Raw genomic sequence first — 26,998 nt, forward strand, 5'->3', positions numbered from 1 at the left:
GAAACCTTGATAATAAAGGAAAAACCAGTGAATTCTCAACGGAAACACTTAGTTTGACGTTTTAACTAAATAGCGCTATCGTAACATATAGCGAAAACGTATTTGGGTTTTCGTTCAATCTGAATCGAAAGTTTCGTTATGAAAGTTTTGATTCACTTTGGTTCCACCGCACTGTCGCGGCGGGATCGCTGGAACAAACATCACAGGCGAAGGAGCTGAAGATGAAGTTGAAAACGGCAGCGGCGGCGCTGATTGCCATCGCCACGCTCGCGGGAACGTCCGCATGCGGATCGTCCATTGATTCGTCCAACGGTGGCAAGACCGAAGTGACCGTGTGGATGAACTCGACCACCGGAGACGGCAAGCAGTACTGGGAAGATGCGGCAGCCGCCTTTGAGAAGAGCAACCCGAATGTCGACGTCAAGATCGAGGCGATCCAGAACGAGGATCTCGACGGCAAGCTGCAGACCGCTTTGCAGGATCCGTCGTCGGCTCCTGACGTATTCATGTCGCGCGGTGGCCGCAAGCTGCGCGATATGGTCGAGGCCGGGCAGGTGATGGACCTGACCGACAAGATTTCCTCGGATGTCAAAACGCAAATGGGGGCGGCGCTGGATACCGGCACCGTCGACGGCAAGATCTACGCCGTTCCCCAATCGATTCAGCCTGGCGGAATCTGGTATTCAAAGGATTTGTTCGAGCAGGCCGGCATTACCGATACTCCGAAAACCTGGGACGAATTCAAAACGGTGGTGCAGAAGCTGAAGTCGGCCGGCATTACGCCGATTGCGCTCGGCGGCAAGGATGCATGGCCGGCGGCGCACTGGTACTACTGGTTCGCGCTGCGCGAGTGCTCGCAGGACACGCTTAACCAGGCTGCCTCCGACATGAATTTCACGGCGCAATGCTGGGTGAAGGCAGGCGATGACGTGCAGGACCTGCTTGATCTTGACGGTTTCAACGACGGCTTCCTTACCACTTCCGCGCAGCAGGGTGCCAGCTCGTCCGCCGGTCTGCTGGCCAACCATATGGCTGCGATGGAGCTGATGGGCGCATGGGAGCCCGGTGTCGTACGCGACCTGACGGCCGATAAGAAGGACATGGCGGATCTCGGCTATTTCACGTTCCCGGAAATGCCTGATGAGGAAGGCTCCGCTACCGCGGTGCTTGCTGGAGCCGACAGCATGGCAGTAGGGGAATGGGCACCGCAGGAAGCCGTCGACTTCCTGAACTTCATTTCCTCGAAGGAATGGCAGGAAAAGTATGCAGAGGCGTTCGTGACGATTCCGGCTGCGAAGAATGCGCAGGGCGTCGTAACCAATGCGGCGCTGAAGGAGACGCTTGCCGCCTACGACAACGCTTCATACGTATCGCTGTGGCTGGATACCGTGCTCGGCCAGAACATCGGCAACGCGCTCAATGAAGGCGTGGTGAACATGCTCGCCGGCAAGGGCAATGCGGAAGACATCGTCAAGAGCGTGGAGGATGCCGCGGCGAAGGGGTGACCGACTGCCGCGCGCCTCTGCGGAATCTTCAATGACCAGCCAGGGCGACGCCGGGAAAGAGGCAGCTGCCGCAAGCCAATAGGCGACTCCGGCGTCCCTGGTGGCCAAACAATATCACCAAGCATCCTTCATAGAATTCCGCCAGCTGTTGGCAACTCACAGCGGTTCATGTCGGAAAGGAAAAACCATGTCATCTATAACAGCGCCCGGCATTGCCGGGAGGGCCAGCAGCAAGGAGCGCCGAAAGCTGGGCGACAAAGGGCGCCGTCGCTTCGAGGTGAGCGTGCTGTCGATTCCGGCGCTCATCATGTTCCTCGGCTTCGTCATACTGCCGGTGTTCATGGCGGCGTACTACGGATTCTTCAAGTGGAAAGGTTTTGGCAAGCCGAACGTCAACGGTACGTTCGTCGGCCTGGATAACTACAGGATCATCCTGACTGATCCGAGCTTCCAGCAAGCCCTCGGCCATACGCTGTTCATCGCCGTCATGTCGTTGATCATCCAAGGGCCGCTGGCGATTCTATTCGCCCTGCTGCTGAACCAGAAATTCAAGGGCCGCGGCCTCATCCGCACGCTCATTTTCGTACCGTACGTCGTTTCGGAAGTCATCGTCGGCACCGGCTGGAGCCTTATGCTGCAGCCGACAGGCGCGGTGAACGCGGTGCTGGAAAAGTTCGGATTGCAGGGGGTCGACTGGATTGCCGATCCGCACATCGCCATCTGGACGCTGATGTTCATCATCTCGTGGAAATACATCGGCTTCGCTGTCATCCTGATGATTGCCGGCATGCAAGCCATCCCTGAAGAGCTTTATGAAGCCGCTAGGGTCGACGGTGCAGGCTTCTGGCGGCAGCAGTGGAGCATCACGTTGCCGTTGCTGGGACCCACCATCCGCATGTGGGCGTTCATGTCGATCATCGGTTCACTGCAGCTGTTCGACCTGGTCTACATCATCTGGGGCCAGTACGTGGCATCCACTGCTGGCACTTCCACGATGGCCACCTACATGGTGCGCGAAGGACGTCTGGCCAACAACTACGGCTACGGTTCAGCCGTCGCCGTCGTCATTTTCATCATTTCGCTGGTGATTGCGCTCACATATCAGCGGTTCGTGTTGAACCGCGATCTTGAAGGAGCCGTGGAACAGCGCGATGCCAAGCGTTTGGAGCGCAAGAACCGGAAGAGCCTGAAGCGCCAGGCGGCTGGTGAGCAGGAAATCGGCGCCGCCCGCGCCGCGATTGCGATGGAGGAAGATTAAGATGAGTTTTACGGCGAAAAAGGCTGATCCCTATGCTCTGAAGCGTTCCGCGAAAACGCCGTGGGGGCATCCGATAGTCTACATCCTTTCGTTCATCCTTGTATTGATTTGCGTGGTGCCGGTACTGTACATCATTCTCGGTGGATTCCGTACCAATTCGCAGATTACCCGCGATCCGGCAGGATTGCCGAATCCCTGGAACTTCCAGAACTACATCAATGTGGTGCTGTCGAATACGTTCTGGACTGAGCTGGTGAACTCGCTGATTGTGTCGCTCGGCACGATGGTCGGCGTGGTGGTGCTTGCCTTGATGGTGAGCTTTGTTATCGCCCGCTATCGCTTCCGCTTCAGCAAGGTACTGTACACGCTGTTCTCTGCTGGCATGATGTTCCCCATCACCGTTGCGATTACGCCGCTGTACCTGCTGCTGCGCAACCTGCACCTGATCAACAGCCAGCTGGGCATCATCCTGCCGCAGATTGCGTTCGGGCTGCCGCAGGCCATCATCATCCTCGTGCCGTTTCTGCAGTCGATTCCAATGGAGCTGGAGGAAGCGGCGATGCTTGACGGATGCTCCCGGCTGGGGTTTTTCCGGCGCATGGTGCTGCCGCTGAGCGGCCCGGGCGTCGCGACAATCGCGATTCTCTCGTTCGTCGCCAGCTGGAACGCCTACATGCTGCCGCTGTTCCTGCTCAACGATTCGGCGAAGTACACGCTGCCGCTGGGCGTGCAGATGTTCAGCTCGCAGCATTCCGTCGACACTTCGCAGGTGCTGGCATTCACGTCGCTGTCGATGATTCCGGCGCTGATCTGCTTCACGATTTTCCAGAAGCGCATTGTCGGCGGCCTCGCTGGAGCGGTGAAGGGGTGAATGGCTACTGCGCCGCAATGCCATCCCTCCCAAGCCATAACCATACGAAAGAAACAATCATGACCATTGTCAATCCAATTCTGCCCGGCTTCTATGCCGATCCGTCGATCATCCGCGTTGGAAACACCTACTATATTGCGAACTCGACGTTCGAATGGTGGCCGGGCGTGACGCTGCACGAGTCGACCGACCTCGCGCACTGGACGCCGGTGCCCAGCCCGCTGAACCGCGTTTCGCAACTCGATATGAAGGGCGAACCGGCAGGCGGCGGCGTGTGGGCACCTGACCTGTCCTATGCGGACGGGAAGTTCTGGCTCGTCTATGCAGACGTGAAGTGCCGGGACGGCGCCTTCACCGACCTGATGAACTACCTGGTGACGGCCGACGATATCCGCGGGCCGTGGAGCGAACCGATTCCGCTCAACGGCGTCGGGTTCGACGCCAGCCTGTTCCACGATGCCGACGGCCGCAAGTACCTGGTGCAGCAGACCGGCGATTTCCGGCCCGGACACCATGCATTCAACGGCATCACGATCACCGAGTACTCGGTGGCCGAACGTCGGCTGCTGCCGCAGACCGCGCGGACGCTGTGGGAAGGCACCGACGTCAAGGTTGTCGAAGGACCGCACCTTTACCAGCATGATGGGTGGTACTACCTGTTCTGCGCCGAAGGCGGCACGAGCTGGGAGCATCAGGAAAGCGTGGCGCGCTCGCGTTCGCTAGACGGCCCGTTCGAAACGATGCCGGGCAACCCGTTGATCTCGAATTTCACTACGCCCGATTTCCCGCTGCAGAAGCAGGGACACGGCTCGCTGGTGGAAACGCCGGGTGGCGAATGGTACTACGCTTCGCTGGTGGCGCGCCCATGGCGGCACGATGCCGATCCGGCGCATGGCACCCGCGGCTATTGCACGCTAGGCCGTGAAACGTCGATCCAGCAGGTGGAGTGGGATGCCGACGGCTGGCCGCGCATCATGGGCGGCCCGGCCGGGCAGCTGGAAGTGCCGGAGCCAGCCGACGCGGTGCCATGCAATGCTCCCGACATCCACCATTTCCACGACGATTTCAACGGAGCTGCCGGGCAGTCGGGCGCCGACCCGACACAGCTGGAAACCGGATGGAACACGCAGCGCGTGCCGTTCGGTCCCGCGATGGGGTCGGTCGGCGACGGCAAACTGACGCTGGTCGGCCAAGGATCGCTCTGCGACCGGTTTAACATGTCGCTGGTGGCGCGGCGTTGGCGTGATTTCGCGTTCGATGCGAGCGTGGAAGTGCGGTTCGATCCGGCATCGTATATGCACATGGCCGGCTTGACGAATTATTATTCCGACCGGTTCTGGTCGTGGGCGTTCGTCACCGCCGACGACGATGGCAACCGGGTGCTGAAAATCGGCGTCAACGATGACAACCGGTATTCCGAACCGCTGGGCGACGGTGGGCAGCCTGCAATCGCGCTGCCATCGTATGGCGCGGTGACGCTGCGCACCCGCGTGCGCACGCAGCGCTACACCTACGATTATTCGCTCGACGGCGGCGCCAGCTGGAACGAAACCGGCATCTGGCTCGACGCGAAGCTGCTATCCGACGACTACGTTATGGGCAAATACTGGGGCTTCTTTACCGGCGCCTTCGTCGGCATGGCTTGCGTCGACATGGCCCGCTACGGCCGCGCGGCCACGTTCCGTAGCTTCGACTACCAGGCGGTCTGACCGTGAAGCTGTCGACGGTGTTTGCTGATGGCTGCGTACTCCAGCAGGGCGTTCCGGTTTCCATCTGGGGCACCGGACGCCCAGGGGTGCGTTTCGATGTTGCCATCCAGGAACGGTCCGTGGAGGGCATTGTTGGCGACGACGGATGCTGGCGCGTTGAATGCGGGCCGCTGCGTCCTGGCGGTCCTTTTACGCTAACCGTTGCCGTTGCCGGCGATACGGTCATCTCGAGAAGCTGCTTTGTAGGCGAAGTGCTGGTTTGCGCTGGCCAATCGAATATGGAGTTGCCGGTGAGCTGGATCGCCGTCGACTACCCCTCGATGCTCCATGTGGACGATGCGCTGCTGCGCCAATGCAAGATTGGCGTCGCTTACGACTTCGACGGTCCACGGGCGGAGCCGGCAAGCGCCGAGTGGACTCCATACGAAGGTGATGCTCGATATGGGTTCACGGCACTTGGCGCTTATGTTGGTCTTGCATTGCGACGCTGGCTTGGCGTGCCGGTAGGCCTGATCAACATGACGCTCGGAGGTTCCCCGATTGAATCATGGCTGGACCGGTCAACGGTAGCTAGCCATGGCGAATTTGCTGCGATGCTCGAGCGCTATTCATCGACGGTGGAAGCGGACCGGCTGAGTGCCGCCAGCATCGCAGCCCGCGACGAATGGAGGCATGAGGAAGAACGCCGTCGGCGCCCAGCTGCCGGTTTGCAGTGGTCGAGGGTCCTGCTGCCGGGCGATGTATTTGCCCAGCTGTCGCAGTTGCGGGGCTCTCATGGAGAACTGCTGCTCAGGAAACGGTTCGTTCTGCCGGCTGATGGCGAAGACTGGGAATCGGAGGAAGGGCTGCTGCGGCTGGGGACAATGACCGACCGTGATGAGACGACGGTCAATGGCATACGTGTCGGTGCCGGTGAAGACCGCTACTGCCTGCGTGACTATCCCATACCGGCCGGCGTGCTGCATGGCGGCGTGGATGAAATCATGGTCCGGCTGTCCGTTGACGGCGACGATGCCCGGGTGGCATTGGGCAAGCAGATGTCGCTGGCTGTCGGTGATGCCGATGGCCGGAAGACCGTTGTGGACTTGGCTGGAGCGTGGGAATGCTCTGTGCTGGCGCCGATGGACGGTCCGTGCCCCCAGGAAGATTTCGTGCGCTGGAAGCCGACCGGCCTGTTTAACGCAATGACGGCTCCTATTGCCGGGTACACTGCGCGCGCCGTGCTGTGGTATCAAGGGGAATCCAATACGGGTGAACCGACGAGCAGGATGTATGGCGAACTCTTGGGCGAGATGATCGGGCTGTGGCGCCGCAAATGGGCTCAGCCTCGGCTTCCTTTCATAATCGTGCAGCTGCCGGAATTGACGGTCGATGCCGCCGATGATGGCGGCTGGCCTGCCGTGCGCGATGCGCAGTGGAAGGCCTCATTGGCGCTTGACGATGTCGCAACGGTCGTGACGCTTGGCTGCGGCGACCCGTATGACCTGCATCCGGTCGATAAGCGCAGCGTCGCAGGCCTGGTCGTTGAAGCGTTGCGCGACCTTGCCTACGGGGATGATTGCGGGCGTCCGATACCGTTTGCTTGCGAAGCCGGTATGGCAGCTGCGGAGGACGGTGGGTGGAATTTGACCATCCGGTTTGCGCAGGTGTCGTTCCATCATGGCATGCGAACGGTTGAACCGTTTAAGGGTACGTTGATAGCTGGCGATGACGCGGAAGGCTGCGAGGTGGTCGTCGAACTGGCCGATGGAGCCAAGCGCAGCGTGGACGCTGTCATCGACGGCAACGTGCTGCGCGTCCACGGTTGTGCGGATCTTGGTCGTCCGGTAGTCGTCGAATGCAACTGGGCGAACAATCCGCGTGGCAATCTACTGGCCGCATCGTCCGGCATTGTCGTTCCCCCATTCCGCTTGACCGTTGCGTGATACGAGTGCGTTGTCCCGTGGGCCGATTCCATCGCTATGCAGATGGAATCGGCCCGTTGCCCTTAGTGGCTGTTGCCTTTGCTCAAAAGGTCGCGTCGCAGTCTTCCATGGCGTAGGCGCGTGCGCAGGCTAGTAGGGCATAGCCGGCGGCTTTCTGCCGCGCCGTCATACGGTGCCATTCTGTGCAGTTCGCTATACTCGCAATCAATATTGTTAATTCAACGAACAAAGGAGTTGGCGTGGATATCGGGCATACGGACGGCATGGAGAAGAGGATTGCGCAGGCGTTGGCGGCGTATCCGGACGACGAGGACCTGCGGCGCGTGGTGACCGGGCTGCCGACGCAGTACCGCAAGTCCCGCACGCTGCAGGGCCATACGGCCCGCGGCGCGAAGATGTGCGCCGCCATCAACGCGCTGTACTACGACGATCCGGATGAAGCCTACCGGCTGTTCCACGAGTTCGTGCCCGGCGCCGAGGAGGGCGTGCAGTTCACGCCGCGCATCGACATCGAATACGGCATGTCGCTGTTCATCGGGCGCAACACGTTCCTCAACAAGGACTTCATGATCTGCTCGGGCGGCATCGTCTCGATCGGCCACGACTGCCTGATCGGCCCGCGCTGCACGATCAACACGCCCAACCATGCGTTCGACGTGGCCAACCGGCTCGACGGATGGGAGCATGCGCTGCCGGTGGCGATCGGCGACAACGTATGGTTCGGCGCCTGTGTCACTGTATGCCCGGGAGCGTCAGTGGGCGACAACACGATTGTCGGCGCCGGCTCCGTAGTGACGGGGGAGATCGGCCCCAACGTCATCGCCGCCGGCAACCCGTGCCGTGTCATCAAGCCCCTCCCGGCCGCCGATCCGTTCTTCGCGTAGTTTCTTCCGCAAGATTTCCAGGGGAACGGGATTTCCAAGGGGACGGAATTTCCGGAGAAACGAGATTCTCGGAGAAGCGGGTTTTCAAGGAAACGAGATGTCCGGGGAAGTGAGATTTCCGGGGAGGCGGGATTTCCGGGGAAGCGGGATTTCCGGGGAAGCGGGATTTCGGGGAAGCGAGTTTTCCGGGGAAGCGAGTTTATAGACGGAGCCTTATCGCTGTTGGCTGCTTTTGAAAAACGCAGCCAACAGCGATAAGGCTCCTCTCTTATCTTACGTTGCCGTTGCTGAAACCAGCTCGAGTCGGGCGTCGTCGTTCAGCCGCGTGCCTTGACGTACGCCTCGTAGACGGCCGGCTGTGGCTTGCCGGTTTCGACGCTGGCAATCGACACCGGCCAGTCGGGTGCCTGCTCGGCGCCCGAGACGACCCATGCGGCCTGGCGTGCGGCGCCGATGGCCACGTATTCGTCGGTGGCCGGGCAGGCGACGTCCATTTCCATGATGCCGGCGATGAGCGCGCGCACGGCACGGGACTTCGCGCCGCCGCCAATCAGCTCGATGCGCTCGACCGGCGCGCCCAGCGACCGGATCAGCTCAAGGCAGTCGCGCTGCGAGCACAGCAGCCCCTCGACGAAGGCGCGCGCGACGTTCATGCGCTGCGCGTTGCGCAGCGTCATTCCCGACAGCGTCGCCGTCGCGTCCGGCCGGTTCGGCGTGCGCTCGCCGTCGAAATACGGCACAAGCGTAATGCCGCAGGCTCCCGGCTTCGACGACAGCGCCAGCGTGGCCAGTTCGTCGTAGTCGACGTCCAGCACCGCGCGTGCCGCGTCGAGGATGCGCGAGCCGTTGATCGTGCACGCCAGCGGCAGGAAGCGCCCGGTTGCGTCGGCAAAGCCCGACACGGCGCCGGTCAGGTCGTATACCGGCTGCTCGCTGACGGCCGCGGCCACGCCCGAGGTGCCCAGCGACACCGATACGTCGCCGGGCTGCATGCCCAGGCCAAGCGCGGCCATCGCGTTGTCGCCGCCACCGGGGGCGATCAGGCAGCCGCCTTCGACGTCGCGTCCGGCTACGGCGGGGTCGGCCTTGACGGCGGCCGCCTCGTGCGGTCCCAGCACCGTGGGCAGCACGATGGACTTCGCCTGCTCGAGCGCGGCCTGCGTGGGCTTGCCGTCGGGGCCGCAGCCCAGCGCCATTGCCAGCAGGTCGCGGCGGTATTCGTTCGAGGCGGCGTCGAAATACAGCGTGCCCGATGCATCGGAACGGTCGGTGAACAGCTGCTCGAGATGCGCGTCCTCGCCGTCGCCGACCGGCCCATAGCCGGCGATGCGCCAGCTGAGCCAGTCATGCGGCAGGCACACGGCGGCGATTTTCGCCGCGTTGTCCGGCTCGTGGTCGGCGACCCATGCGATTTTCGTCAGCGTGTAGGAGGCTACCGGCGACGAGCCGACGGCGCGTACCCAGCGCGCCCGGCCGCGCGCCTGCACGGCTTGCGGCGACGGTCCGGCGTCGAGCCCCTGGGCCAGTTCCTCGTCCGTGGCGTCCGGCGTGCCGAGCCGCTCGATCAGTCCGGCAGCCTGCGGCGCCGAGCTGGTGTCGTTCCACAGCATGGCATCGCGGATGACGCGTCCGCACCGGTCGAGCAGCACCATGCCGTGCTGCTGTCCGCCTACGGCGATGGCGGATACGTCGTCCAGGCCCCCGGCCTGTTCGCAGGCCTCCTCGAAGGCGTCCCACCAGACTTGCGGGTCGACGGTCGACCCGTCCGGGTGCTTCGCCTGCCCGAAGCGCACGAGGCGGCCGGTTTCGGCGTCGGTGACGCGCACCTTGCATGACTGCGTGGAGGTATCCACGCCGGCAACGAGCATCTGTGCCATATCAAGTCCTCCCTGACTTGCAGCCGGCTTCGCGCCGCACGGCGCGGAGCCTCTTGAACAACAAATAGTTAGATGATTAAACTATTACTAGTAGTGTACCATCGAAAAGACGAATTCCCTACGACCCTTGCGACACGCATGGCGCCGCGAAGCTGCATGATGCGCCACCGAAAGGCGGCGCTCGGGGCGTGCAGCGGGACAATCCGGCCGGCGCTGCGAGCGGGCCGGGAAAGGACGGGCGATCATGCCAGCTTTGAAGCGCATCAACCAGGACGACCTGCGCACCCATAATCTTTCCGTTGTGCTCAGCGCGATGCTGCGCTCCACGCAGCAGCTCTCGCGCGCGGACCTCGCCAAGGAAACGAACCTGACGAAGGCGACGATGTCGCTGCTGACCGCGCTGCTGCTGGACAACGGCATCATCCAGGAAGGCAAGCCGTCCGCCCAGCCGGTCTACGGCCGCCCGAGCACGCCGCTGACCATCCGCGGGGGAGCGATGTGCGGCATCGGCATCCAGATCAACACCGACGGCTACGGCTACCTCGTGCTCGACCTCGACGGCTCGATCATCGCCGAACGCTGGATCGGCGCCGACCTGCAGCATGCCGATGCCGACGAGATCTTCGGCCAGCTCGACGCCATGCTGCTCGAACAGGAGAAGACGCTCTCCTCGCGCGGCTACGCCATCGCCGGCGCCGGTCTGGCGCTGCCCGGCCTGGTCACCGAATCCCGCCAGCTGCTCGTGGCGCGCAATCTCGGCTGGGAAAGCCTCGACCTCAACGCCTTCGACGTCGTGCGCCGCCTCGACGTCATGGCCGCCAACGAAGCGAACATGGCCGCCATCGCCCAGCTGCCTGGCTACGCGTCGATGCGCCAGGGCGAAAGCCAGGTCGACCCCGACGGCTCGTTCCTCTACCTGTCCACCGACATCGGCATCGGCGGCGCCATCGTGCGCGACGGCAAGGTCGTGCTCGGCGACCACGGCTTCGCCGGCGAAATCGGCCACCTGTCCGTCGGCATGAACGGCCCGGTGTGCCGCTGCGGGCGCCGCGGATGCCTCGAAGTCTACGCCGGCCGCCGCTCGATGGTCGAGGCCGCGGGCATCGCCACCGGCGACGAGGCCGCCAGCGAAGCGGCGCTCGAGGAGCTGCTGAGCCGCTGGGCCGCACAGGACCCTTCCGTCGTCGACGTCGTCACGACCGGCTTCGACGCCATCGCGTCGGCCCTCGTCTCCACTATCAACGTCGCAGACATCGCCACCGTCATCGTCGGCGGCCTGTGGTCGCGCCTCGACGACGAGCAGCTCGTCGACCTGTGCCGCGAGCTGCAGGCCCACATGCTGCCGCGCGCCGCCGTCGAGGCGAGGGTCCTGCGCGCCCGCGACGCCACGCGCCCCGCGCTGCTCGGCGCGGCGGAAGTCGGCCTGCGCCGCTTCGTCGACGACCCGCTCAGGTACCTGCGCCAGCGCTGAGCGTCCGGCCGCACGATAGCCGGCTATCGGTTTTTCCTATGACGCCCCGTGGCTGGAACGCGCCGCGCGCCGCCCTGTGTTGCTAGAGTGGCCTGTGGCGTTTCCGCCCGGGCCGCGCAGGTCGGGGAACGCCCCGGCGCCTTCGCGTCGCGTTTTCGTCCAACACACTGCGCGGCGACGACATAGAAGGCGGCATCATGACTGCTCAATCTTCCACCTCTTCTTCCGCACGCACCGTTGCGCGGGGCTCCTACCGCTGGCGCCCGGCCGACATCGCCGTCGGGGCGGCGCTTGGCGTCGCCTGCGGCGTGGTGTTCTGGGGTTTCAACTTCGCGTACTCGGCCGTCTCGCCGCTGCTGGGCGCGCTGCTTCCCGGCTGCGCGAGCATCCTGCACGCGGTATGGTACTTTTCCGGCACGCTCGCGGTGCTGATACTGCGCAAGCCCGGCGCCGCCGTCTACGTCAATCTCATCGGCTGCTTCGCCGAAATGGTGATGGGCAACCAGTTCGCGTTCAGCTTCGTTTTCGTTTCGGCGTTCCTTCAGGGCGTCTTCGCCGAGATTCCGTTCGCGATTACCCGCTACCGCGTGTTCAACCTGCCGATTTCGGTGCTTTCCGGCCTGTGCACGGCGCTTGAGTACGGCTTCTACCTGCTGCTGTTCCAGTACCAGGGCGTTGCGTTGCTTTCGCCGCGCGGCATCGTGCACATGATCAGCGAGCTGATCGGCGGCGCGCTGATCGCCGGCGTCTTCAGCTGGTACCTGTACAAGGCGATCGCCGCCACCGGAGCGCTCGACCACTTCGCTTCCGGCCGCGCCCTGCGCCGTCGGTAACCAAGATTCCGAACGTCCCGTTGCGCCCTACGGTTGCGTAGGCTGGGGCCTTCGCCTGACATTGCGAACCCTTGCGGCGCGCTCCCTTCCGTTTCGAGAAAAGGAGCGCGCCGCAAGGGTTCCTTTCCTATTTCGTTCCGTAGAAGGAGCGGTGGTGCAGCTGCATCCAGACGATGCCGAACAGCACGATCGCGGCATAGACGGCGAACAGCACGACGGCGTTCGAACCGCTCTCGTTGAGCCCCCACACGGACAGCCCGCCGAAGGGATGCGCGGCGATCGGGCCGCCGAACAGCGCGATGCCGATCGCCGCCGAGCCCTGCATCGCCAGGTCGTTCATGCCCACGCCGCGACCGGTCTGGCTGGCGGGAAGCGTATCGAGCACGGTGTCGACCGTCGGCGAATAGATCGTCGCCATGCCGGCGTAGACGAGCGCCATCGCGATGCCGATGGCCACCGGGCCGCACTTGAGCAGCAGCGCCGCCAGCGCGAAGCCGGCCGCCATCATCGAGGCGCCGAGGATGACGGCGTGGTGCTTGCCGAGCCGTCCGACGACGCGGCCCGAGCATACGCCGGCGACGGTGGCCAGCAGCAGCCCCGGCAGCAGCATCAGCGAAATGCTCGACGGCGACATGCCGAAGACGGCGTTGCCGAAATCGTTGACGAGCGGCGTGATCGAATAGTTGATGAAGTAGAAGATGACGATGAGCAGCACGGCCTTGCGCCAGCGGCGGTTCTTGAAGAAGTCCGGCGTGATGAACGGGTCGGACGCGCGTGAAATGTAGACGGCGAAGAGCGTCAGGAACGCCAGCGACGCCACGAACATCCACCAGTCGAGGAACGTGAAGAACAGCGTCAGGAACAGTATCGCGCAGCCGAACAGCGCAAAGCCGGGCACGTCGATATGCGTCGGGCCCCCGTTCGCGCCGGGGAGGTTGCGCGCCAGAAGCGGCACCAGCACGACCGATACGACCGGAATGAGGAACAGCACGGCCCAGTTGACGGTGCTGAAGAAGCCGGCGCACAGCACGCCGACGGCGGTGGCGAGCTGGTAGTCGGCGGTGAACAGGCCGAAATACAGCAGCTTCTCGCGCATTGTCAGGTACCGCGCGGCGATGACCAGGTATACCGAGCCGGCCGTCTGGAAGCCGATGGTCTGGATGATGCGGAACGTAATGACGAACGCGAGGTTGCCATGGATGAAGAAGCCGAGCAGCGAGCCGGCGACGAGCGCACCGATGCCGAACATCGTCATTCTCTTCAGCGACGCGAAGTCGCCGAGCGAGCCGTAGATGAAGCATACGATGCCCAGCACGACGCCGGGGATCGAGGTGATCAGCGACGCCTGGTCGGGCGCGCCGATATCGCTGCCGATTTTCTGGAAGACCATGTTGAAGGCCTGCAGGCACAGCACGCCGACGAAATAGATGAGCAGCAGCGCGGGCAGCGTTTTCCTGGCGCGGGCGGCCGTTTCGTCAAGGGAGGGAGATTCGTGCAGTGCGGACGTCGTCATCGGTTCGCTGGATTGCATGGGATGGTTGTGGCTCTCTGGCGGCACTGGCTTTCATCGGCTGCGGCAGGCCGCGACGGGCCGCGCCGAGAGGGGCCGCCTGGAGTGCAGGCAGCCGGTTCGTTATCGTACATGCGCAAGGCGACCGCCGGCGCAGCGGTTCGTTTGGCAGCGAACGCGGCGCCGGCGGGGCAGGCGGCCTTCTCGTGGTCAGTCAGGCCGCACGATCCGGTCAGACGATGACCTGGTGGATCAGCTTGATCGGTTCGGCCTGCTCGCCGATCATGATGTTGTCGCGCAGCAGCTTGACGACGTCGTCGACGTCTTCGCGGTCCGAGTAGATCGTCAGGATCGATTCGCCCTCCTCGACATGGTCGCCGACCTTCTTGTCGAGCATCAGGCCGACCGCGTAGTCCAGCTTGTCTTCCTTGGCGGCGCGGCCGCCGCCCAGCAGCATCGAGGCCATGCCGAGCTCGTCGGCCTTCATCATCGTGATGACGCCGGAACGGTCGGCAAGGAACGGAATGCGGTACTTGGCCTGCGGCATCAGCGCGTAGTCGTCGACGACGTTGCCGTCGCCGTGCTGCGCCTCGATCATGCGGCGGAACGTGTCGAGCGCCTCGCCGTTGGCCAGCTGCGCCTCGAGCATCGTGCGGGCCTCGTCGAGCGTGTCGGCCTTCTTGGCCATGACGACCATCTGCGAGCCGATCGTCAGCACGAGGTCGACGAGGTCGGCGGGGCCGTTGTTCTTGAGGACCTCGATGGACTCCTGGATCTCCAGCGCGTTGCCGATGGCGTTGCCCAGCGGCTGGTTCATGTCGGAAATGACGGCCATCGCGTCCATGCCGGCGCCCTTGCCGATTTCCACCAGCGTGCGTGCGAGCTTTTCGGCGTCCTCGTCGCTCTTCATGAACGCGCCGGCGCCGGTCTTGACGTCCATGACGAGCGCGTTGGTGCCGCTGGCGATCTTCTTGCTCATGATCGAGCCGGCGATCAGCGGGATCGAATCGACGGTGTCGGTCACGTCGCGCAGCGCGTAGATCTTCTTGTCGGCCGGCGCGATGTTGCCGGTCGCCCCGGCGATGATGCAGCCCACGTCGCGCAGCTGCTGCTTGAAGTCGGCTTCGGAAATCTCCACCTCGAAGCCGGGGATGGCCTCGAGCTTGTCGAGCGTGCCGCCGGTGTGGCCCAGGCCGCGGCCGGAAATCATCGGCACGACGATGCCCAGCGACGCCACGAGCGGGGCGAGCGGGATCGACACCTTGTCGCCGACGCCGCCGGTCGAATGCTTGTCGACCTTGATGCCGGGAATGTCGCTCAGGTCGAGCTCGTCGCCGGAATGGAGCATGTCCATCGTCAGCCGCTGCGTTTCCGCTGCGTTCATGCCGTTGAACCAGATCGCCATGAGCAGCGCGGACGTCTGGTAGTCGGGGATCGATCCGTCGACGACCCCGTTGATGAAGAAATCGATTTGCTCGTCGGAGAGGGTTCCTCCCGAACGCTTCGTATCGATGATGTCAACCATGCGCATGATGCGGGCCTCCTTGCCTTGCTTTGCGCCAGTACGTTATTTACGGTATTGCGTTATGTAGTGCGGTATTGCGTTGGATGTCCGGGCATCGCTTCCGGGCGCCCGGACCGGCGCCGGCCGTTGTATTGGAGCCGGCGCCAGAATATGTCAGCTGATCTGCGGCAGGAAGCTCGTGCCTTCGCCGTTGCCTTCGACATTGAAGTTGTCGAGGATCGTCGCGCCCATGTCGCTGGCCGTCTTCCTTACGCCCAGGTCGGTGCCCGGATGGGCCATCGATGGCGAGTAGGCGAGGATCGGCACGAACTCGCGGGTGTGGTCGGTGCCCTTGTAGGTAGGGTCGTTGCCGTGGTCGGCCGTGATCATCAGCAGGTCGTCTTCCTTCATGGCATCCAGCACGGTTCCGAGCCGGCGGTCGAAGTCCATCAGCGCGTCGCCGTCGCCCTGCGCGTTGCGGCGGTGGCCGTACATCGCGTCGAAGTCGACGAGGTTGGCGAAGCACAGGCCGGTGAAGTCGATGCCCATCGCCTCGTCGACGTGGTCCATGCCGTCCATGTTGCTCTTGTTGCGCCAGCCGCGGTCGATGCCGTGGCCCGAGAAGATGTCGTTGGTCTTGCCGACGGCGAGCACGTCGTAGCCCGCTTCATGCAGGTAGTCGAGCACCGTCTTGGCGACCGGCTCGAGGCCGTAGTCGTGCCGGTTCGACGTGCGCGTGAAGTGGTCCTTGTCGGGGCCGACATAGGGTCGCGCGATGACGCGGCCCATGACGATGTCGGGGCCGTTGATCAGCGTGCGGGCGTAGGCGCAGATGCGGTAGAGCTCGTCGAGCGGGATGACGTCCTCGTGGGCCGCGATCTGCAGCACCGAATCGCCCGACGTGTACAGGATCAGGTCGCCGGTGGCCATCTGGTGTTCGCCGTAGTCCCTGATGACCTCGGTGCCCGAGTAGGGCTTGTTGACGATGACCTTGCGGCCCGAGAACTTCTCGAGCGCGTCGACGATCGACTGCGGGAAGCCGTCGGGGAACGTGGCCATGGTGAACCGCACCGGCAGGCACATCATCTCCCAGTGCCCGTCCAGCGAATCGTTGCCCCAGCTGGTGATCGTCATCTTGCCGTAGGCGCCGATCGGATCGGCGATTGGCGGCACGCCGTCGATGGGGTCGTCCGCGCGGATATTGCCCAGCCCGAGCCTTTGCATGTTGGGCAGCTTGAGGGCACCGTTGAAGAACCGGCCGATGTGGCCGAGCGTATCGGCGCCGACGTCATCGAACTTCGCGGCGTCCGGCGCCTCGCCGATGCCGATGGAATCGAGCGCGATGGCGAAGACGCGCTTATAGCGGTAAGTCATGGGAACATTGCCTCTTTCGTCGTTGAAAGGTGGTGGAAAAGCCGGTGGAATTGCAGGGCGCCCCGCAGGGCGCCCGTATGCGATCAGTAGTTGGAGTCCTTGGCCGCGGCCAGCGCCTCCTCGTCCTCCTCGAGGATGGCGACGGCGGCCGAGACGCCCAGGCGCGTGGCGCCTGCCTCGATCATGTCGTAGGCATCCTGCAGCGAGTGGATGCCGCCGGCGGCCTTGACGCCGAAGTCGGGGCCGACCGTCTCGCGCATGAGCCGCACGTCCTCGACCTTGGCGCCGGCCGTGGAGAACCCGGTGGACGTCTTGACGAAGTCGGCGCCGCCTTCCTTGGTCATGCGGATCGCGCGGACCTTCTCGTCCTCGTCGAGCAGCGCCGTTTCGATGATGACTTTGAGCAGCTTGCCCTTGGCGTGCGTGGCGTCGGCGACGGCCTTGATGTCCTCGAGCACCACGTCGTCGTGGCCGCCCTTGAGCTCGCCGATGTTGATGACCATGTCGATCTCGTCGGCGCCGTTGTCGATGGCGTCGTTGGTCTCGAACACCTTCGTCGCCGTCGTGTTGGCGCCGAGGGGGAAGCCGATGACGGTGCACGTCTTGACGTCGGTGCCTTCGAGCGCCTGGTGCACGCGCGGCACCCAGTAGGGGTTGACGCAGATCGAGGCGGTGCCGTACTTCTTGGCCTCCTCGATGATCTGGTCGATCTGCTCTTCGGTCGCGTCGGCCTTGAGCAGCGTGGCATCCATGTACTTGGCGAGCTGCGCCTGCGTGAGTTCCATGGTGTTCCTTTCTGATGGATGAATGAAAGATTTGGTAAAACGTTTTAGCAGTTGCACTTGCATAGCCGCGACGACGTCATTGTCCATTGTATGCAGCCGGGAAGCGGAGCGGCGGCGCCGCGCTGTAGGCGATAAACGCCTGGCGGCAGCGGCCATGGCAAGAGGGAGGGGGAGAAGGGACCGGGCTGGCCGTGGCTGGGATGGCGGCCCGGTCCCTGGCTTTAGTAAGGCATCACCATTCGAACAGGCCCACCATGGCGGCGGAGCACAGCGACACGAGGATGCCGGAGAGGAAGATGCGGCCGATCTGCTTGGAGATCACGTCGTTCTTCTCCTTGTTGACCATGGACTTGAAGCAGGCCACGACCATGCCCAGCGTCGAGATGTTCGCGAAGGAGGTCGTGAACACGCACAGGCAGGCCTTGTAGTGCTGCGGGAAGCTGTTGATCGTCTTGGTGACCTCGCCCATCACGACGAACTCGTTGGTCACGAGCTTGAGGCCCATGTACTGGGCGAACTGCCATGCCTGGTCGACCGGCAGGCCCATGAGCCAGGCGGGGATGAACATGAACACGGCGAGGATGGACTCGAGCGACAGCTGGTTCCAGATCAGGCCGAGGATCTCGTCGATCAGGCCCGCGAGGGCGACGAACGCGATGACGTTGGCGGTGATGATCAGGATCAGACGGCCGCCGGTGAGGATCGAATCGCCGAGGAACGTGAAGAAGGGCTCCTTCTTCGGCTTCGCCGGGTTGTGGGTGGTGATCTTCTTGTACCAGGGCAGCGCCTTGTAGGCCTTGACCTCCTCGGACTCTTCCTGGCGCGCGGCCGGGGTGGAGGTGTCGGGCACCGTCTCGTCGCCTGCGGCCTGCAGCGAGTAGATCTTGTCTTCCTCGGGGGTGACCTTGACCGGGTAGAGCATGTGCGACACCAGCAGCGCGTTGATGCAGTTGAGCGGGATGGCGGTGATGACGAACTCGCCCGGGATCATCTGGATATAGGAGCCGACGATGGCGGCGGTGATGCAGCTCATCGACATCATGGCCAGCGTGACGTCTCGGTCGGCCTTCATCTTCTCCAGCTGGGTCTTGGAGACGGCGAGGGCTTCGGTGTTGCCGAGGAACATCATCTCGACGGCGAAGAAGGTCTCGAACTTCGGACGGCGGGTGATGAAGCCGAGGATCTTGCCGATCCACTTGATGAGCCACGGCAGGAAGCCGATATAGGTGAGGATGTCGAACAGCGGGACGATCATCAGGATCGGCAGCAGCGCGCTGGCGATGAAGTTCACCGGGGCCGGGTTGGTGCCGTCGGCGCCGACCCAGTTGGCGAAGGCGAAGTTAATGCCCTGATACGACACGTTGACGATCCAGGCGAAGCCGTCGGCGGCCGCCTTCACGGCTGCGCGGCCCCATTCGAAGCTGGTGAGCAGCCAGGCGATGACCAGATTGAGCAGCACCATGCAGCCCACCGATTTCCAGTCGATGTTCTTGCGGTCATGGGAGAACGCCCACCCAAGGCCTATGAACACCAGGAGTCCCACGATGTTAACCACGAGATACATGGGGAACCTACTTCCTTGTTTTCCTGTATGCCGCGCACGTTTTTTCCGCAAGGAAATTTGTTCGCGGCGAGCCGAGCGTTTGCGTTGGCAAACCGTTTTACCAAAATGACCGCAATCAACGCTTGCACACACCCACGGCAATGGGCAGAGACGTTGGTTTTCGGAAGCTGGCTGTGACGGCGCCATTGCGGCGCAGGGCTTTCCTTTCTCTTTGAGGAGGCTCCGGTCCCCGCCATCGGCGGCGGGAGCCTGCGCTTCCTTCTCACATAGAACAGGGTAGACCTAAAATGAATGTTCGTTTAACGGCGTGTCTTATGTGCGGTTCTGTTCGTTTGAAATCTCGGAAAAACGTTGTGATTGCTGGCATTTCGCTGGCAGCGCAGCAAAGAGCGTGTGCGAAATCTTGTGTTATTTGTACCGACGGGGGTGTGGAGGGTGTCGTGAGGGGCGGATTTATGTAAAGCAGCTTGCATGTTGGAGGCAGGCTCCGGCGAAACCAAAGTATCTTGTGCCGACTACACTAGGGGCACAGGAAAAACGCCCGGAATAACCGCCTGCGTGCCTTGGGAAGTGCTGAAAAGGCTCTAGGAAGGCCCTGGGGGATGCTTCGCGCGACGACGTGCAAAGGAAACGGCAGTGGAAGAAGAAGCTGGCAGCGCAACCCAGATCCTGCGTCCCGAAGACATCATGAATGCGGGCCGCGGCGCGTCCAACGGCCCGCGGCATGGACGCCACAAGAACGACGAGCCGGACGACGACCGCAAGTTCTACAAGTGGATCACCATCGGCTGCGTCGTGTTCCTCGTGCTGTTCGGGCTGGTGTGCGGGGGAGTGGCGCTGTGGCACCGCAACGCCACGCAGCGGCTCGAGGCGGCGAAGACGCGGTGCGAAAGCGCGCTGCAGACGCTGGAAGGCAAGGAGAAGTCGTATGCCGACTACAAGGCCGGCGACGCGACGGCGGCGGCCGACATCTCCGACGCGCAGGTCGTCGACGCGACGACGGTGACGCGGCTGGCCGACGTCATGAAGGTCTCCGAACCGTCGTCCGTAAGCTGCAACGCCGCCAGCATCGACGAGCTCGACCGGCGCATGGACACGATCGGCTCGAACGGCGAGTGGTACGACACCCATGAGGCGAGCCTGCGGCAGGCGGTGCAGGACGTCAACGATTCGAAGCGGGCCAAGGACGTCAACGACGTGCAGACGTCGCTGGCCGGGGAAATCACGACGGCCGAAACGCTGCTTGTTTCCACGAAGGGCGACGTCGCCGACGAATCGACGTGGACGGAACTGTCCGACCTCGTGTCGAAGGCCAACCAGATGAAGAACAGCGACGACGTCGACGCGATGAACGACATGATCGCCAAGCTGCAGTCCGCCTCCACCGCCGTGACCGACTCGCGCGACAAGAAGGACGAGCAGGAAGCGGCGGCCGCGAAGGCGCTGGAGGAAGCTAAGCAGAAGGCGGCCGAAGCGAGCGCTTCCGCGAAGGCCAGCGCATCGGCCAAGGCGAGCGCCTCGGCGTCGGCGAGCCCCTCCAAGAAGCACTGACGAAGCGCGGGCGGCAGGAAATAAGGGAAAAGAAGAGTGGGGCCGCAGGGGCTTGAACCCTGGACCGGCGGATTATGAGTCCGATGCTCTAACCGACTGAGCTACAGCCCCACGCTGGCCAAGAAGCCAACGGCCACAGTGTAGCAACACCGGCGAATTTCGGCCCGTCAGGAAAGCCGGCGCCGCCCTCCGGCGCGCCGTGGCTATGATGGCCCCGGAATGGATTGGCCGCACGGGGCGGCCATGCAGCGAACAGGGGGCAGGCGATGGCGGACAGCGGGCGCGGCGCAAACGGCAAGCAGCTGCTTGAGGAAATGACGATCGAAGCGAACCACGACAAGGCGTTCGAAGAGGCGACAAGCCACATGTCGCCGTTCGAGAAGAAGAACATGCTGCTGTCGTTTGCGCGCGAGGAAACGAAGGCGTCGTCCTCGAAGCTGCTCAATGCGGGCCGAGGCAACCCGAACTGGATCGCGATGCAGCCGCGGCAGGCGTTCTTCCTGCTCGGCCAGTTCGCCATGCAGGAGGCAAGCCGCTCGATGGTCGTGCCCGGGGTCGACATCGCCGGCATGCCGCAGGCCGCTGGCGCGGCCACGCGGTTCGCGCAGTTCCTCGCCGCCCATGAAGGCGAGCCCGGCCAGCGGCTGCTGTCGGACGCCGTCGCCTATGCGCAGCGGCGCGGATGGGACGCCGACGCCGTCGTCGACGAATGGTCTCAGGGCATCGCCGGGTGCGAATACCCGATGCCGGAACGCATCCTGAAGTACACCGAGCAGATCGTCGGCGACTATTTCCGGCAGGAAGTGTGCGGGGGCGCCGTGCCGCAGGGCGGCCTCGACCTGTTCGCCACCGAAGGCGGCACGGCGGCGATGTGCTACGTGTTCTACTGCCTCAAGTGCAACTTCCTGATCCACGAAGGCGACACGATGGCGCTGATGACGCCGATCTTCACGCCGTACATCGAAATCCCACAGCTCAACGACTACGCCCTCGACGTCGTCAACGTCAACGCCTCGACGATGAACGCCGACGGCACGCACGCATGGCAGTACCCGGATGAGGAGCTCGAGAAGCTCGCCGACCCGAAGGTGAAGCTGCTGTGCCTCGTGAACCCGTCGAATCCGCCGAGCTACGCGATGGACGAGGCGAGCCGCAGGAAGCTCATCGACATCGTGCGCACGAAGAACCCGAACCTGATGATCATCACGGACGACGTCTACGGCACGTTCGTGCCCGGCTACCGCTCGCTGTTCGCCGACCTGCCGTACAACACCATCAGCATCTACTCGTTCTCGAAGTACTTCGGCGCCACCGGCTGGCGCCTCGCCGTCGCCGCCGTCGCGCAGCGCAACGTCTTCGACGACCTGATTGCCGCGCTGCCCGACGACAGCAAGCAGGTGCTCGCGTCGCGCTACTCCTCGCTCGGCGACGACGTTCCGGCGATCCGCTTCATCGACCGCATGGTCGCCGATTCGCGGCTCGTCGCGCTCAACGGCACCGCAGGCCTGGGCACGCCGCAGCAGGTCCAGATGTCGCTGTTCGCGCTGTTCAGCCTGCTGGACGGCGAAGGCCTGTACCGCAGGAAGATGCTCGAGCTGGTCGGCGACCGCTTCTCGACGCTGTGGAAGTCGCTGGGCTGGACCGTCGACCCCGACCCGCTGCGCGCCGGGTACTATTCCGTCGTCGACCTGGAGCTGTGGGGGCGCAAGCTGTACGGCGACGCGTTCGTGAAGTGGCTGGAGGCGACCTACGAGCCGTTCGATTTCGTGCTGCGCCTGGCGAAGGACACCGGCATCGTCGTCATGGGCGGCGACGGATTCGACGCGCCGGAATGGAGCATCCGCGTTTCGCTGGCCAACCTCAATATAGAGGACTACGAGACGATCGGGCGCCATATCGTCGCGCTGCTCGGCGAATACGCCGACGTCTGGCAGCGCGAAACGGGCGCCGCCCCGGCGCCGGGGCAGCAGGCCGCGGATGAAGCGCCGGAGCCCGGGACGTCCGCGCCGGCCCCGGCGTCCGGCGAGCCGAGCGGGAAATAAACGCGTCGGCGCGGTGGTTTATACTGGCACGTTGTCCGGTTCACGCCTGCCGACGGGGCATGGCGACCCGGGTTTCCCGAATCATTAGGAGACACGATTATGCAGAAGGATATCCATCCTGATTACCATGCCGTGGAAGTGCTCTGCTCCTGCGGCAACACCTTCATCACCCGCACCACCGCCGAGGGCGACCACATGACCGTCGACGTGTGCTCGAAGTGCCACCCGTTCTACACGGGCAAGCAGAAGATCCTCGATACCGGCGGCCGCGTCGCCCGCTTCGAGAAGCGCTACGGCAAGAAGAGCAAGTGAGCCTGATGTTGGCATCATGATGCTTCGGGCCGGCCCGCAAGGGCCGGCCCTTTTCGTTGCCTGAGCGGGGGCCGGGCAGTGGTCGGGGTAGTATGGAGCGGTTTGCACTATAGGAAGGCCGAGGAGAATCGTGGCGGACGAACAATTTGCTGCAGCGGTGACCGCAGCGGAGGAATATCGCAAGATCGAAGCCCAGATGGCTCAGCCCGAGGTGGCTTCCGATCCCGATACGATGAAGAAGCTGGGGCGGCGCCATGCCGAGCTCGGCGCCATCGTCAGCGTCTACAACGAGTACCGCTCCATCGTCGACGATCTGGAGGCCGCCCGCGAAATGGCATCGCTCGACGACGACTTCGCCGAGGAGGCCAAGCGCCTCGAGGCGCAGCTGCCGCAGGCCGAGGAGAAGCTGCGCACCGCGCTGATCCCGCGCGACCCCGACGACGCGCGAGACGTCATCATGGAGATCAAGGCCGGCACCGGCGGCGAGGAAGCCGCGCTGTTCGCCGGCGACCTGCTGCGCATGTACACGCGCTATGCCGAGAAGCGCGGCTGGACGACGAGCATCCAGAGCGAGAACTCCACCGAGCTCGGCGGCGTCAAGGACGTCCAGCTCGCCATCCGCGCCAAGGGCACCCCGGCGCCGGAGGACGGCGTATGGGCGTCGCTTAAGTACGAAGGCGGCGTGCACCGCGTCCAGCGCATCCCCGTCACCGAATCGCAGGGCCGCATCCAGACGTCGGCGGCCGGCGTCATCGTGTTCCCCGAAGCCGACGAGGACGACGACGAAATCGAAATCGACCCGAAGGACCTGAAGATCGACATCTTCATGAGCTCGGGCCCCGGCGGCCAGTCGGTCAACACGACATACTCGGCCGTGCGCATGACGCACATCCCCACCGGCATCGTCGTGTCGATGCAGGACGAGAAGAGCCAGATCCAGAACCGCGCTTCGGCGCTGCGCGTGCTCAAGAGCCGCCTGCTGGCGATGAAGCACGAGCAGGAAGCGGCCGAAGCCGCCGACATGCGCCATTCGCAGGTGCGCAGCCTCGACCGTTCCGAGCGCATCCGCACCTACAACTTCCCGGAGAACCGCATCGTCGACCACCGCACGAACTACAAGGCCTACAATCTGGACGCCGTGCTCGACGGCGACCTGCAGGCCGTCATCGATTCCGACATCCAGGCCGATGAAGCGCAGCGCCTGGCCGACCAGCAGTAGGATGCCATGATGGGAGACATGCGGGCCCCGACGGTAGCCAAAGCGGTGCGCGAAGCGGCCCGCCAGCTCGACATCGCCGGCGTGGATACGCCGCTCAACGACGCCAAGCTGCTGGCGGCGGCCGCGTTCGGCTGCACGGCCGGCGACATCGACAAGGCCATGCTCCTGGGCTGGAACGCAAGGCGGCTGGAAGCCGAAGCTGCGGGAATGGATGCGGCAGCGCAATCTGGAGCCGTCCCGGAAGAAACCGAAAGCGAAACGCGCGGCGAACAGCGGTTCTCGATGATGGTGCTGCGCCGGCGCCGGCGCGAGCCGCTGCAGTATATCGTCGGCCACGCGCCGTTCCGGTTCCTCGACCTGCTGGTCGGGCCCGGCGTGTTCATTCCGCGCGCCGAAACCGAAACGGTCGTGCAGGCCGCCATCGACTGGATCACCGCGCAGGGCATGTACAGCCCGCGCGTCGTCGACCTGTGCGCCGGCAGCGGCGCCATCGGCCTGGCGATCGCGCAGGAAGTGCCGGGGGCGCAGGTGTGGGGCGTGGAAGTCGACGCCGACGCGGCCGCGTGGACGCGCCGCAACGTCGCCCACGTCGTGCGGCAGTCGCCGGCCGTCGACATGAACTACCACCTTGAGCAGGCCGACGCCACCAGCCCGCTGACGCTTGCGCAGCTCGACGGCACCGCCGACCTCGTCATCTCCAACCCTCCGTATGTGCCGGAAAACATGCCGGTGCAGCAGATGGAGGCGCGCGACTGGGATCCGCGCATGGCGCTGTACGGAGGCTCGGCGGACGGCATGATGATCCCCGAGCGCATCATCCGGCGCGCCGCGGCGCTGCTGCGGCCGGGCGGCGCGTTCGTCATGGAGCATGACGTGACGCAAGGCTCGCGCACCTGCGCGTTCGCGCGCGCCAATGGCTTCGTCGACGTGACCACCGGCATCGACCTGACCGGCCGGCCACGCTACCTGTTTGCAGTGAAAGGGGACGCGTGATGCCCGACGTACGTACCGTAACCGATGAATCGCTGGACCTGGCGAGGCGGCTCCTGGCCGAAGGCGAGCTCATCGTCGTGCCGACCGACACCGTCTACGGCATCGCCTGCGATCCGCGCAACGACGAGGCGATGGAGCGTATCTACGCGGCCAAGGGACGCCCGAAATACAAGGCGCTGCAGGTGCTCGTGTCGTCCGCCGACGACCTGGACGGCCTGGGGCTCGACCTGCCGGCGCCGCTCAACCGCCTGGCTGCCGCGTTCCTTCCGGGCGCCTTCTCGCCGATCTGCATCGCGCGCGACGACTGCACGCTCGGCACCGTGCGCCCCGATGGCGCGGGGCACATGACGCAGGGCATCCGCGTGCCCAATTCGGCGGTATCGCGGCAGATTCTCAAGGCCGTGGGCCCGCTGGCATGCTCGAGCGCGAACCGTTCCGGCGAACAGAGCGCGCAGAGCGCGCAGGAAGCCGTCGAGGCGTTCGGCGACGACGTGGCGCTCTACCTTGACGCCGGCTCGACGCCGGGGCATATCGCCAGCACCGTCGTGGCGGCCGATCCGCTGGAACGCGACGGCATCGCGATCCTGCGCGAGGGCATGATCCCCGAATCCGCCATCCGCCGCGCCATCCACCTGAACGGGGGCGGCCTCGGCGCATGAGAGTCTACCTGTTCATCGCGGCGGTAGCCGCCTGCGCAACGTACCTGCTGACGCCGCTGATCAGGCACCTGGCCATCCGCATGGGCGCCGTCGGCGAAGTCCGCGCGCGCGACGTGCATACGGTGCCCACCCCGCGCATGGGCGGCCTGGCGATGCTGCTGGGCTTTACCGTGGCGATGTTCGTGGCCTCGCGGCTGCCGTTCCTGCAATCGGTGTTCCGGGCCAACCACCAGCCATGGGTCATCCTCATCGGCGCAATCCTGATCTGCCTGCTCGGCATCGCCGACGACTGCTGGGACCTGGACTGGATGCTCAAGCTCGCCGGGCAGATCCTCATTTCGGTATTCGTCGCCTGGGGCGGCCTGCAGATCATTTCGCTGCCGCTGGGCTCGCTGGTCACCTTCTCGCCGACGCTGTCCATCGCCATCACGGCGCTGCTGATCGTCGTGTCGATCAACGCCGTTAACTTCGTCGACGGGCTCGACGGGCTGGCCGCCGGCATCGTGGCGATCGGCGGCATCGCCTTCGGCATCTACTCGTACATCCTGGCGCGCACGTCGCCGTCGTATGCCTCGCTGGCCACGCTGATCGACGTCATGCTCGTCGGCATCTGCATCGGGTTCCTGCTGCACAACTGGCACCCGGCGAAGCTGTTCATGGGCGACTCGGGCTCCATGCTGCTGGGCTATCTCATCACCTGCGCCTCGATCGTCATGACCGGGCGGCTCGACCCGGCCTCCGTGCACGCGTCGATCTACCTGCCGGCCTTCATGCCGGTGCTGCTGCCGATCCTCGTGCTGTTCCTGCCGGTGCTCGACATGGTGCTGGCCATCGAACGGCGCCTGCGCAAGGGCCAGTCGCCGATGCACCCCGACCGCATGCACCTGCACCACCGCATGCTGCGCATCGGCCACACGGTGCCCGTCGCCGTGCTGATCCTGTGGGGATGGGCCGCGCTGTTCTCCTTCGGCTCCATCATGCTGCTGTTCTTCGAGCCGCTGGAAGTGCTCATCGGCTTCATCATCGCCGCCACGCTGCTGACGCTGGCGACGATGTCGCCGTGGCTGCAAAAGCGGCTGCGCGACGGTTCCGACGGTGCCGTGCTCGACGAAACGGCGCGCCATGCCGGCGACCACGAACGCCGGTAGCCGC

General features: G+C 64.2%; 21 protein-coding genes and 1 tRNA gene. 15 read left to right on the forward strand and 7 right to left on the reverse strand.

Annotated features, from left to right (window positions below; translation table 11 throughout):
* Nucleotides 1–221 precede the first annotated feature (221 nt).
* The 6 genes from AC1AXT_RS02755 (at nucleotide 222) to AC1AXT_RS02780 (ending at nucleotide 8,152) form a co-directional block, all read left to right on the forward strand.
* Nucleotides 222–1,505: an ABC transporter substrate-binding protein gene (locus AC1AXT_RS02755; protein WP_476539029.1), complete on the forward strand. Its 1,284-nt coding sequence runs from the start codon at nucleotides 222–224 to the stop codon at nucleotides 1,503–1,505.
* A 187-nt stretch (nucleotides 1,506–1,692) separates the two neighbouring features.
* The gene (locus AC1AXT_RS02760; protein ID WP_476539030.1) at nucleotides 1,693–2,763 is read left to right on the forward strand and encodes a carbohydrate ABC transporter permease; all 1,071 of its coding nucleotides are present in this window, start codon (nucleotides 1,693–1,695) and stop codon (nucleotides 2,761–2,763) included.
* 1 nt (nucleotide 2,764) lies between these two features.
* Complete coding sequence (locus AC1AXT_RS02765; RefSeq protein WP_476539031.1) at nucleotides 2,765–3,634, forward strand: carbohydrate ABC transporter permease; 870 nt, start codon at nucleotides 2,765–2,767, stop codon at nucleotides 3,632–3,634.
* A 59-nt stretch (nucleotides 3,635–3,693) separates the two neighbouring features.
* On the forward strand, nucleotides 3,694–5,343 hold the full coding sequence (locus AC1AXT_RS02770) for a glycoside hydrolase family 43 protein (RefSeq protein WP_476539032.1): 1,650 nt from the start codon (nucleotides 3,694–3,696) through the stop codon (nucleotides 5,341–5,343).
* A 2-nt stretch (nucleotides 5,344–5,345) separates the two neighbouring features.
* Entirely contained in the window at nucleotides 5,346–7,268 is a 1,923-nt protein-coding gene (locus tag AC1AXT_RS02775) for a sialate O-acetylesterase (RefSeq protein ID WP_476539033.1), read from the forward strand.
* A gap of 263 nt (nucleotides 7,269–7,531) precedes the next feature.
* On the forward strand, nucleotides 7,532–8,152 hold the full coding sequence (locus tag AC1AXT_RS02780) for a sugar O-acetyltransferase (protein ID WP_476540445.1): 621 nt from the start codon (nucleotides 7,532–7,534) through the stop codon (nucleotides 8,150–8,152).
* A gap of 317 nt (nucleotides 8,153–8,469) precedes the next feature.
* Here the strand turns inward: AC1AXT_RS02780 and AC1AXT_RS02785 are convergent, their stop codons facing one another.
* Complete coding sequence (locus tag AC1AXT_RS02785) at nucleotides 8,470–10,029, reverse strand: xylulokinase (RefSeq protein ID WP_476539034.1); 1,560 nt, start codon at nucleotides 10,027–10,029, stop codon at nucleotides 8,470–8,472.
* A 244-nt stretch (nucleotides 10,030–10,273) separates the two neighbouring features.
* On the opposite strand from AC1AXT_RS02785, the gene AC1AXT_RS02790 reads away from it, so the two are divergent.
* Both AC1AXT_RS02790 and AC1AXT_RS02795 read left to right on the forward strand, forming a co-directional pair.
* A complete protein-coding gene (locus AC1AXT_RS02790; protein WP_476539035.1) occupies nucleotides 10,274–11,500 on the forward strand; it encodes an ROK family protein in 1,227 nt (408 codons plus the stop codon).
* 197 nt (nucleotides 11,501–11,697) lie between these two features.
* Complete coding sequence (locus tag AC1AXT_RS02795) at nucleotides 11,698–12,333, forward strand: ECF transporter S component (RefSeq protein WP_476552879.1); 636 nt, start codon at nucleotides 11,698–11,700, stop codon at nucleotides 12,331–12,333.
* 127 nt (nucleotides 12,334–12,460) lie between these two features.
* On the opposite strand, the gene AC1AXT_RS02800 is transcribed toward AC1AXT_RS02795, so the two are convergent.
* From AC1AXT_RS02800 to AC1AXT_RS02820, 5 genes are all read right to left on the reverse strand, one after another.
* The gene (locus AC1AXT_RS02800) at nucleotides 12,461–13,864 is read right to left on the reverse strand and encodes an MFS transporter (RefSeq protein WP_476552877.1); all 1,404 of its coding nucleotides are present in this window, start codon (nucleotides 13,862–13,864) and stop codon (nucleotides 12,461–12,463) included.
* 211 nt (nucleotides 13,865–14,075) lie between these two features.
* Nucleotides 14,076–15,374, reverse strand: a complete 1,299-nt coding sequence (locus tag AC1AXT_RS02805; RefSeq protein WP_476552875.1) for a pyrimidine-nucleoside phosphorylase — start codon at nucleotides 15,372–15,374, stop codon at nucleotides 14,076–14,078.
* A 147-nt stretch (nucleotides 15,375–15,521) separates the two neighbouring features.
* On the reverse strand, nucleotides 15,522–16,721 hold the full coding sequence (locus AC1AXT_RS02810; protein WP_476552873.1) for a phosphopentomutase: 1,200 nt from the start codon (nucleotides 16,719–16,721) through the stop codon (nucleotides 15,522–15,524).
* 83 nt (nucleotides 16,722–16,804) lie between these two features.
* Nucleotides 16,805–17,506, reverse strand: a complete 702-nt coding sequence (gene deoC, locus AC1AXT_RS02815) for a deoxyribose-phosphate aldolase (RefSeq protein ID WP_476539040.1) — start codon at nucleotides 17,504–17,506, stop codon at nucleotides 16,805–16,807.
* A gap of 232 nt (nucleotides 17,507–17,738) precedes the next feature.
* Nucleotides 17,739–19,070 carry a NupC/NupG family nucleoside CNT transporter gene (locus AC1AXT_RS02820; RefSeq protein ID WP_476552871.1) on the reverse strand — a complete coding sequence of 444 codons (1,332 nt, stop codon included), beginning with the start codon at nucleotides 19,068–19,070 and terminating at the stop codon, nucleotides 17,739–17,741.
* 636 nt (nucleotides 19,071–19,706) lie between these two features.
* On the opposite strand from AC1AXT_RS02820, the gene AC1AXT_RS02825 reads away from it, so the two are divergent.
* Complete coding sequence (locus AC1AXT_RS02825) at nucleotides 19,707–20,621, forward strand: hypothetical protein (protein WP_476552869.1); 915 nt, start codon at nucleotides 19,707–19,709, stop codon at nucleotides 20,619–20,621.
* A gap of 37 nt (nucleotides 20,622–20,658) precedes the next feature.
* Here AC1AXT_RS02825 and AC1AXT_RS02830 read toward each other — a convergent pair.
* Nucleotides 20,659–20,732 (reverse strand) — tRNA-Ile (locus tag AC1AXT_RS02830).
* Nucleotides 20,733–20,887: 155 nt separating this feature from the next.
* On the opposite strand from AC1AXT_RS02830, the gene AC1AXT_RS02835 reads away from it, so the two are divergent.
* The 6 genes from AC1AXT_RS02835 (at nucleotide 20,888) to AC1AXT_RS02860 (ending at nucleotide 26,994) form a co-directional block, all read left to right on the forward strand.
* Nucleotides 20,888–22,663 carry a bifunctional aspartate transaminase/aspartate 4-decarboxylase gene (locus AC1AXT_RS02835; RefSeq protein ID WP_476562922.1) on the forward strand — a complete coding sequence of 592 codons (1,776 nt, stop codon included), beginning with the start codon at nucleotides 20,888–20,890 and terminating at the stop codon, nucleotides 22,661–22,663.
* Nucleotides 22,664–22,762: 99 nt separating this feature from the next.
* On the forward strand, nucleotides 22,763–22,975 hold the full coding sequence (gene rpmE / locus AC1AXT_RS02840) for a 50S ribosomal protein L31 (protein ID WP_476552865.1): 213 nt from the start codon (nucleotides 22,763–22,765) through the stop codon (nucleotides 22,973–22,975).
* A 130-nt stretch (nucleotides 22,976–23,105) separates the two neighbouring features.
* Nucleotides 23,106–24,194 carry a peptide chain release factor 1 gene (gene prfA / locus AC1AXT_RS02845; protein WP_476552863.1) on the forward strand — a complete coding sequence of 363 codons (1,089 nt, stop codon included), beginning with the start codon at nucleotides 23,106–23,108 and terminating at the stop codon, nucleotides 24,192–24,194.
* A gap of 9 nt (nucleotides 24,195–24,203) precedes the next feature.
* The gene (prmC, locus tag AC1AXT_RS02850; RefSeq protein WP_476552916.1) at nucleotides 24,204–25,187 is read left to right on the forward strand and encodes a peptide chain release factor N(5)-glutamine methyltransferase; all 984 of its coding nucleotides are present in this window, start codon (nucleotides 24,204–24,206) and stop codon (nucleotides 25,185–25,187) included.
* Nucleotides 25,187–25,846 (forward strand): L-threonylcarbamoyladenylate synthase, encoded by a 660-nt coding sequence (locus tag AC1AXT_RS02855; RefSeq protein WP_476539046.1) that lies wholly within the window; start codon nucleotides 25,187–25,189, stop codon nucleotides 25,844–25,846. The genes prmC and AC1AXT_RS02855 overlap by 1 nt, the downstream gene beginning before the upstream one ends.
* Complete coding sequence (locus AC1AXT_RS02860) at nucleotides 25,843–26,994, forward strand: MraY family glycosyltransferase (protein ID WP_476539047.1); 1,152 nt, start codon at nucleotides 25,843–25,845, stop codon at nucleotides 26,992–26,994. Before AC1AXT_RS02855 ends, AC1AXT_RS02860 begins: the two co-directional genes overlap by 4 nt.
* Nucleotides 26,995–26,998: the final 4 nt, after the last annotated feature.

The organism is Bifidobacterium sp. LH_450 (assembly GCF_056356715.1).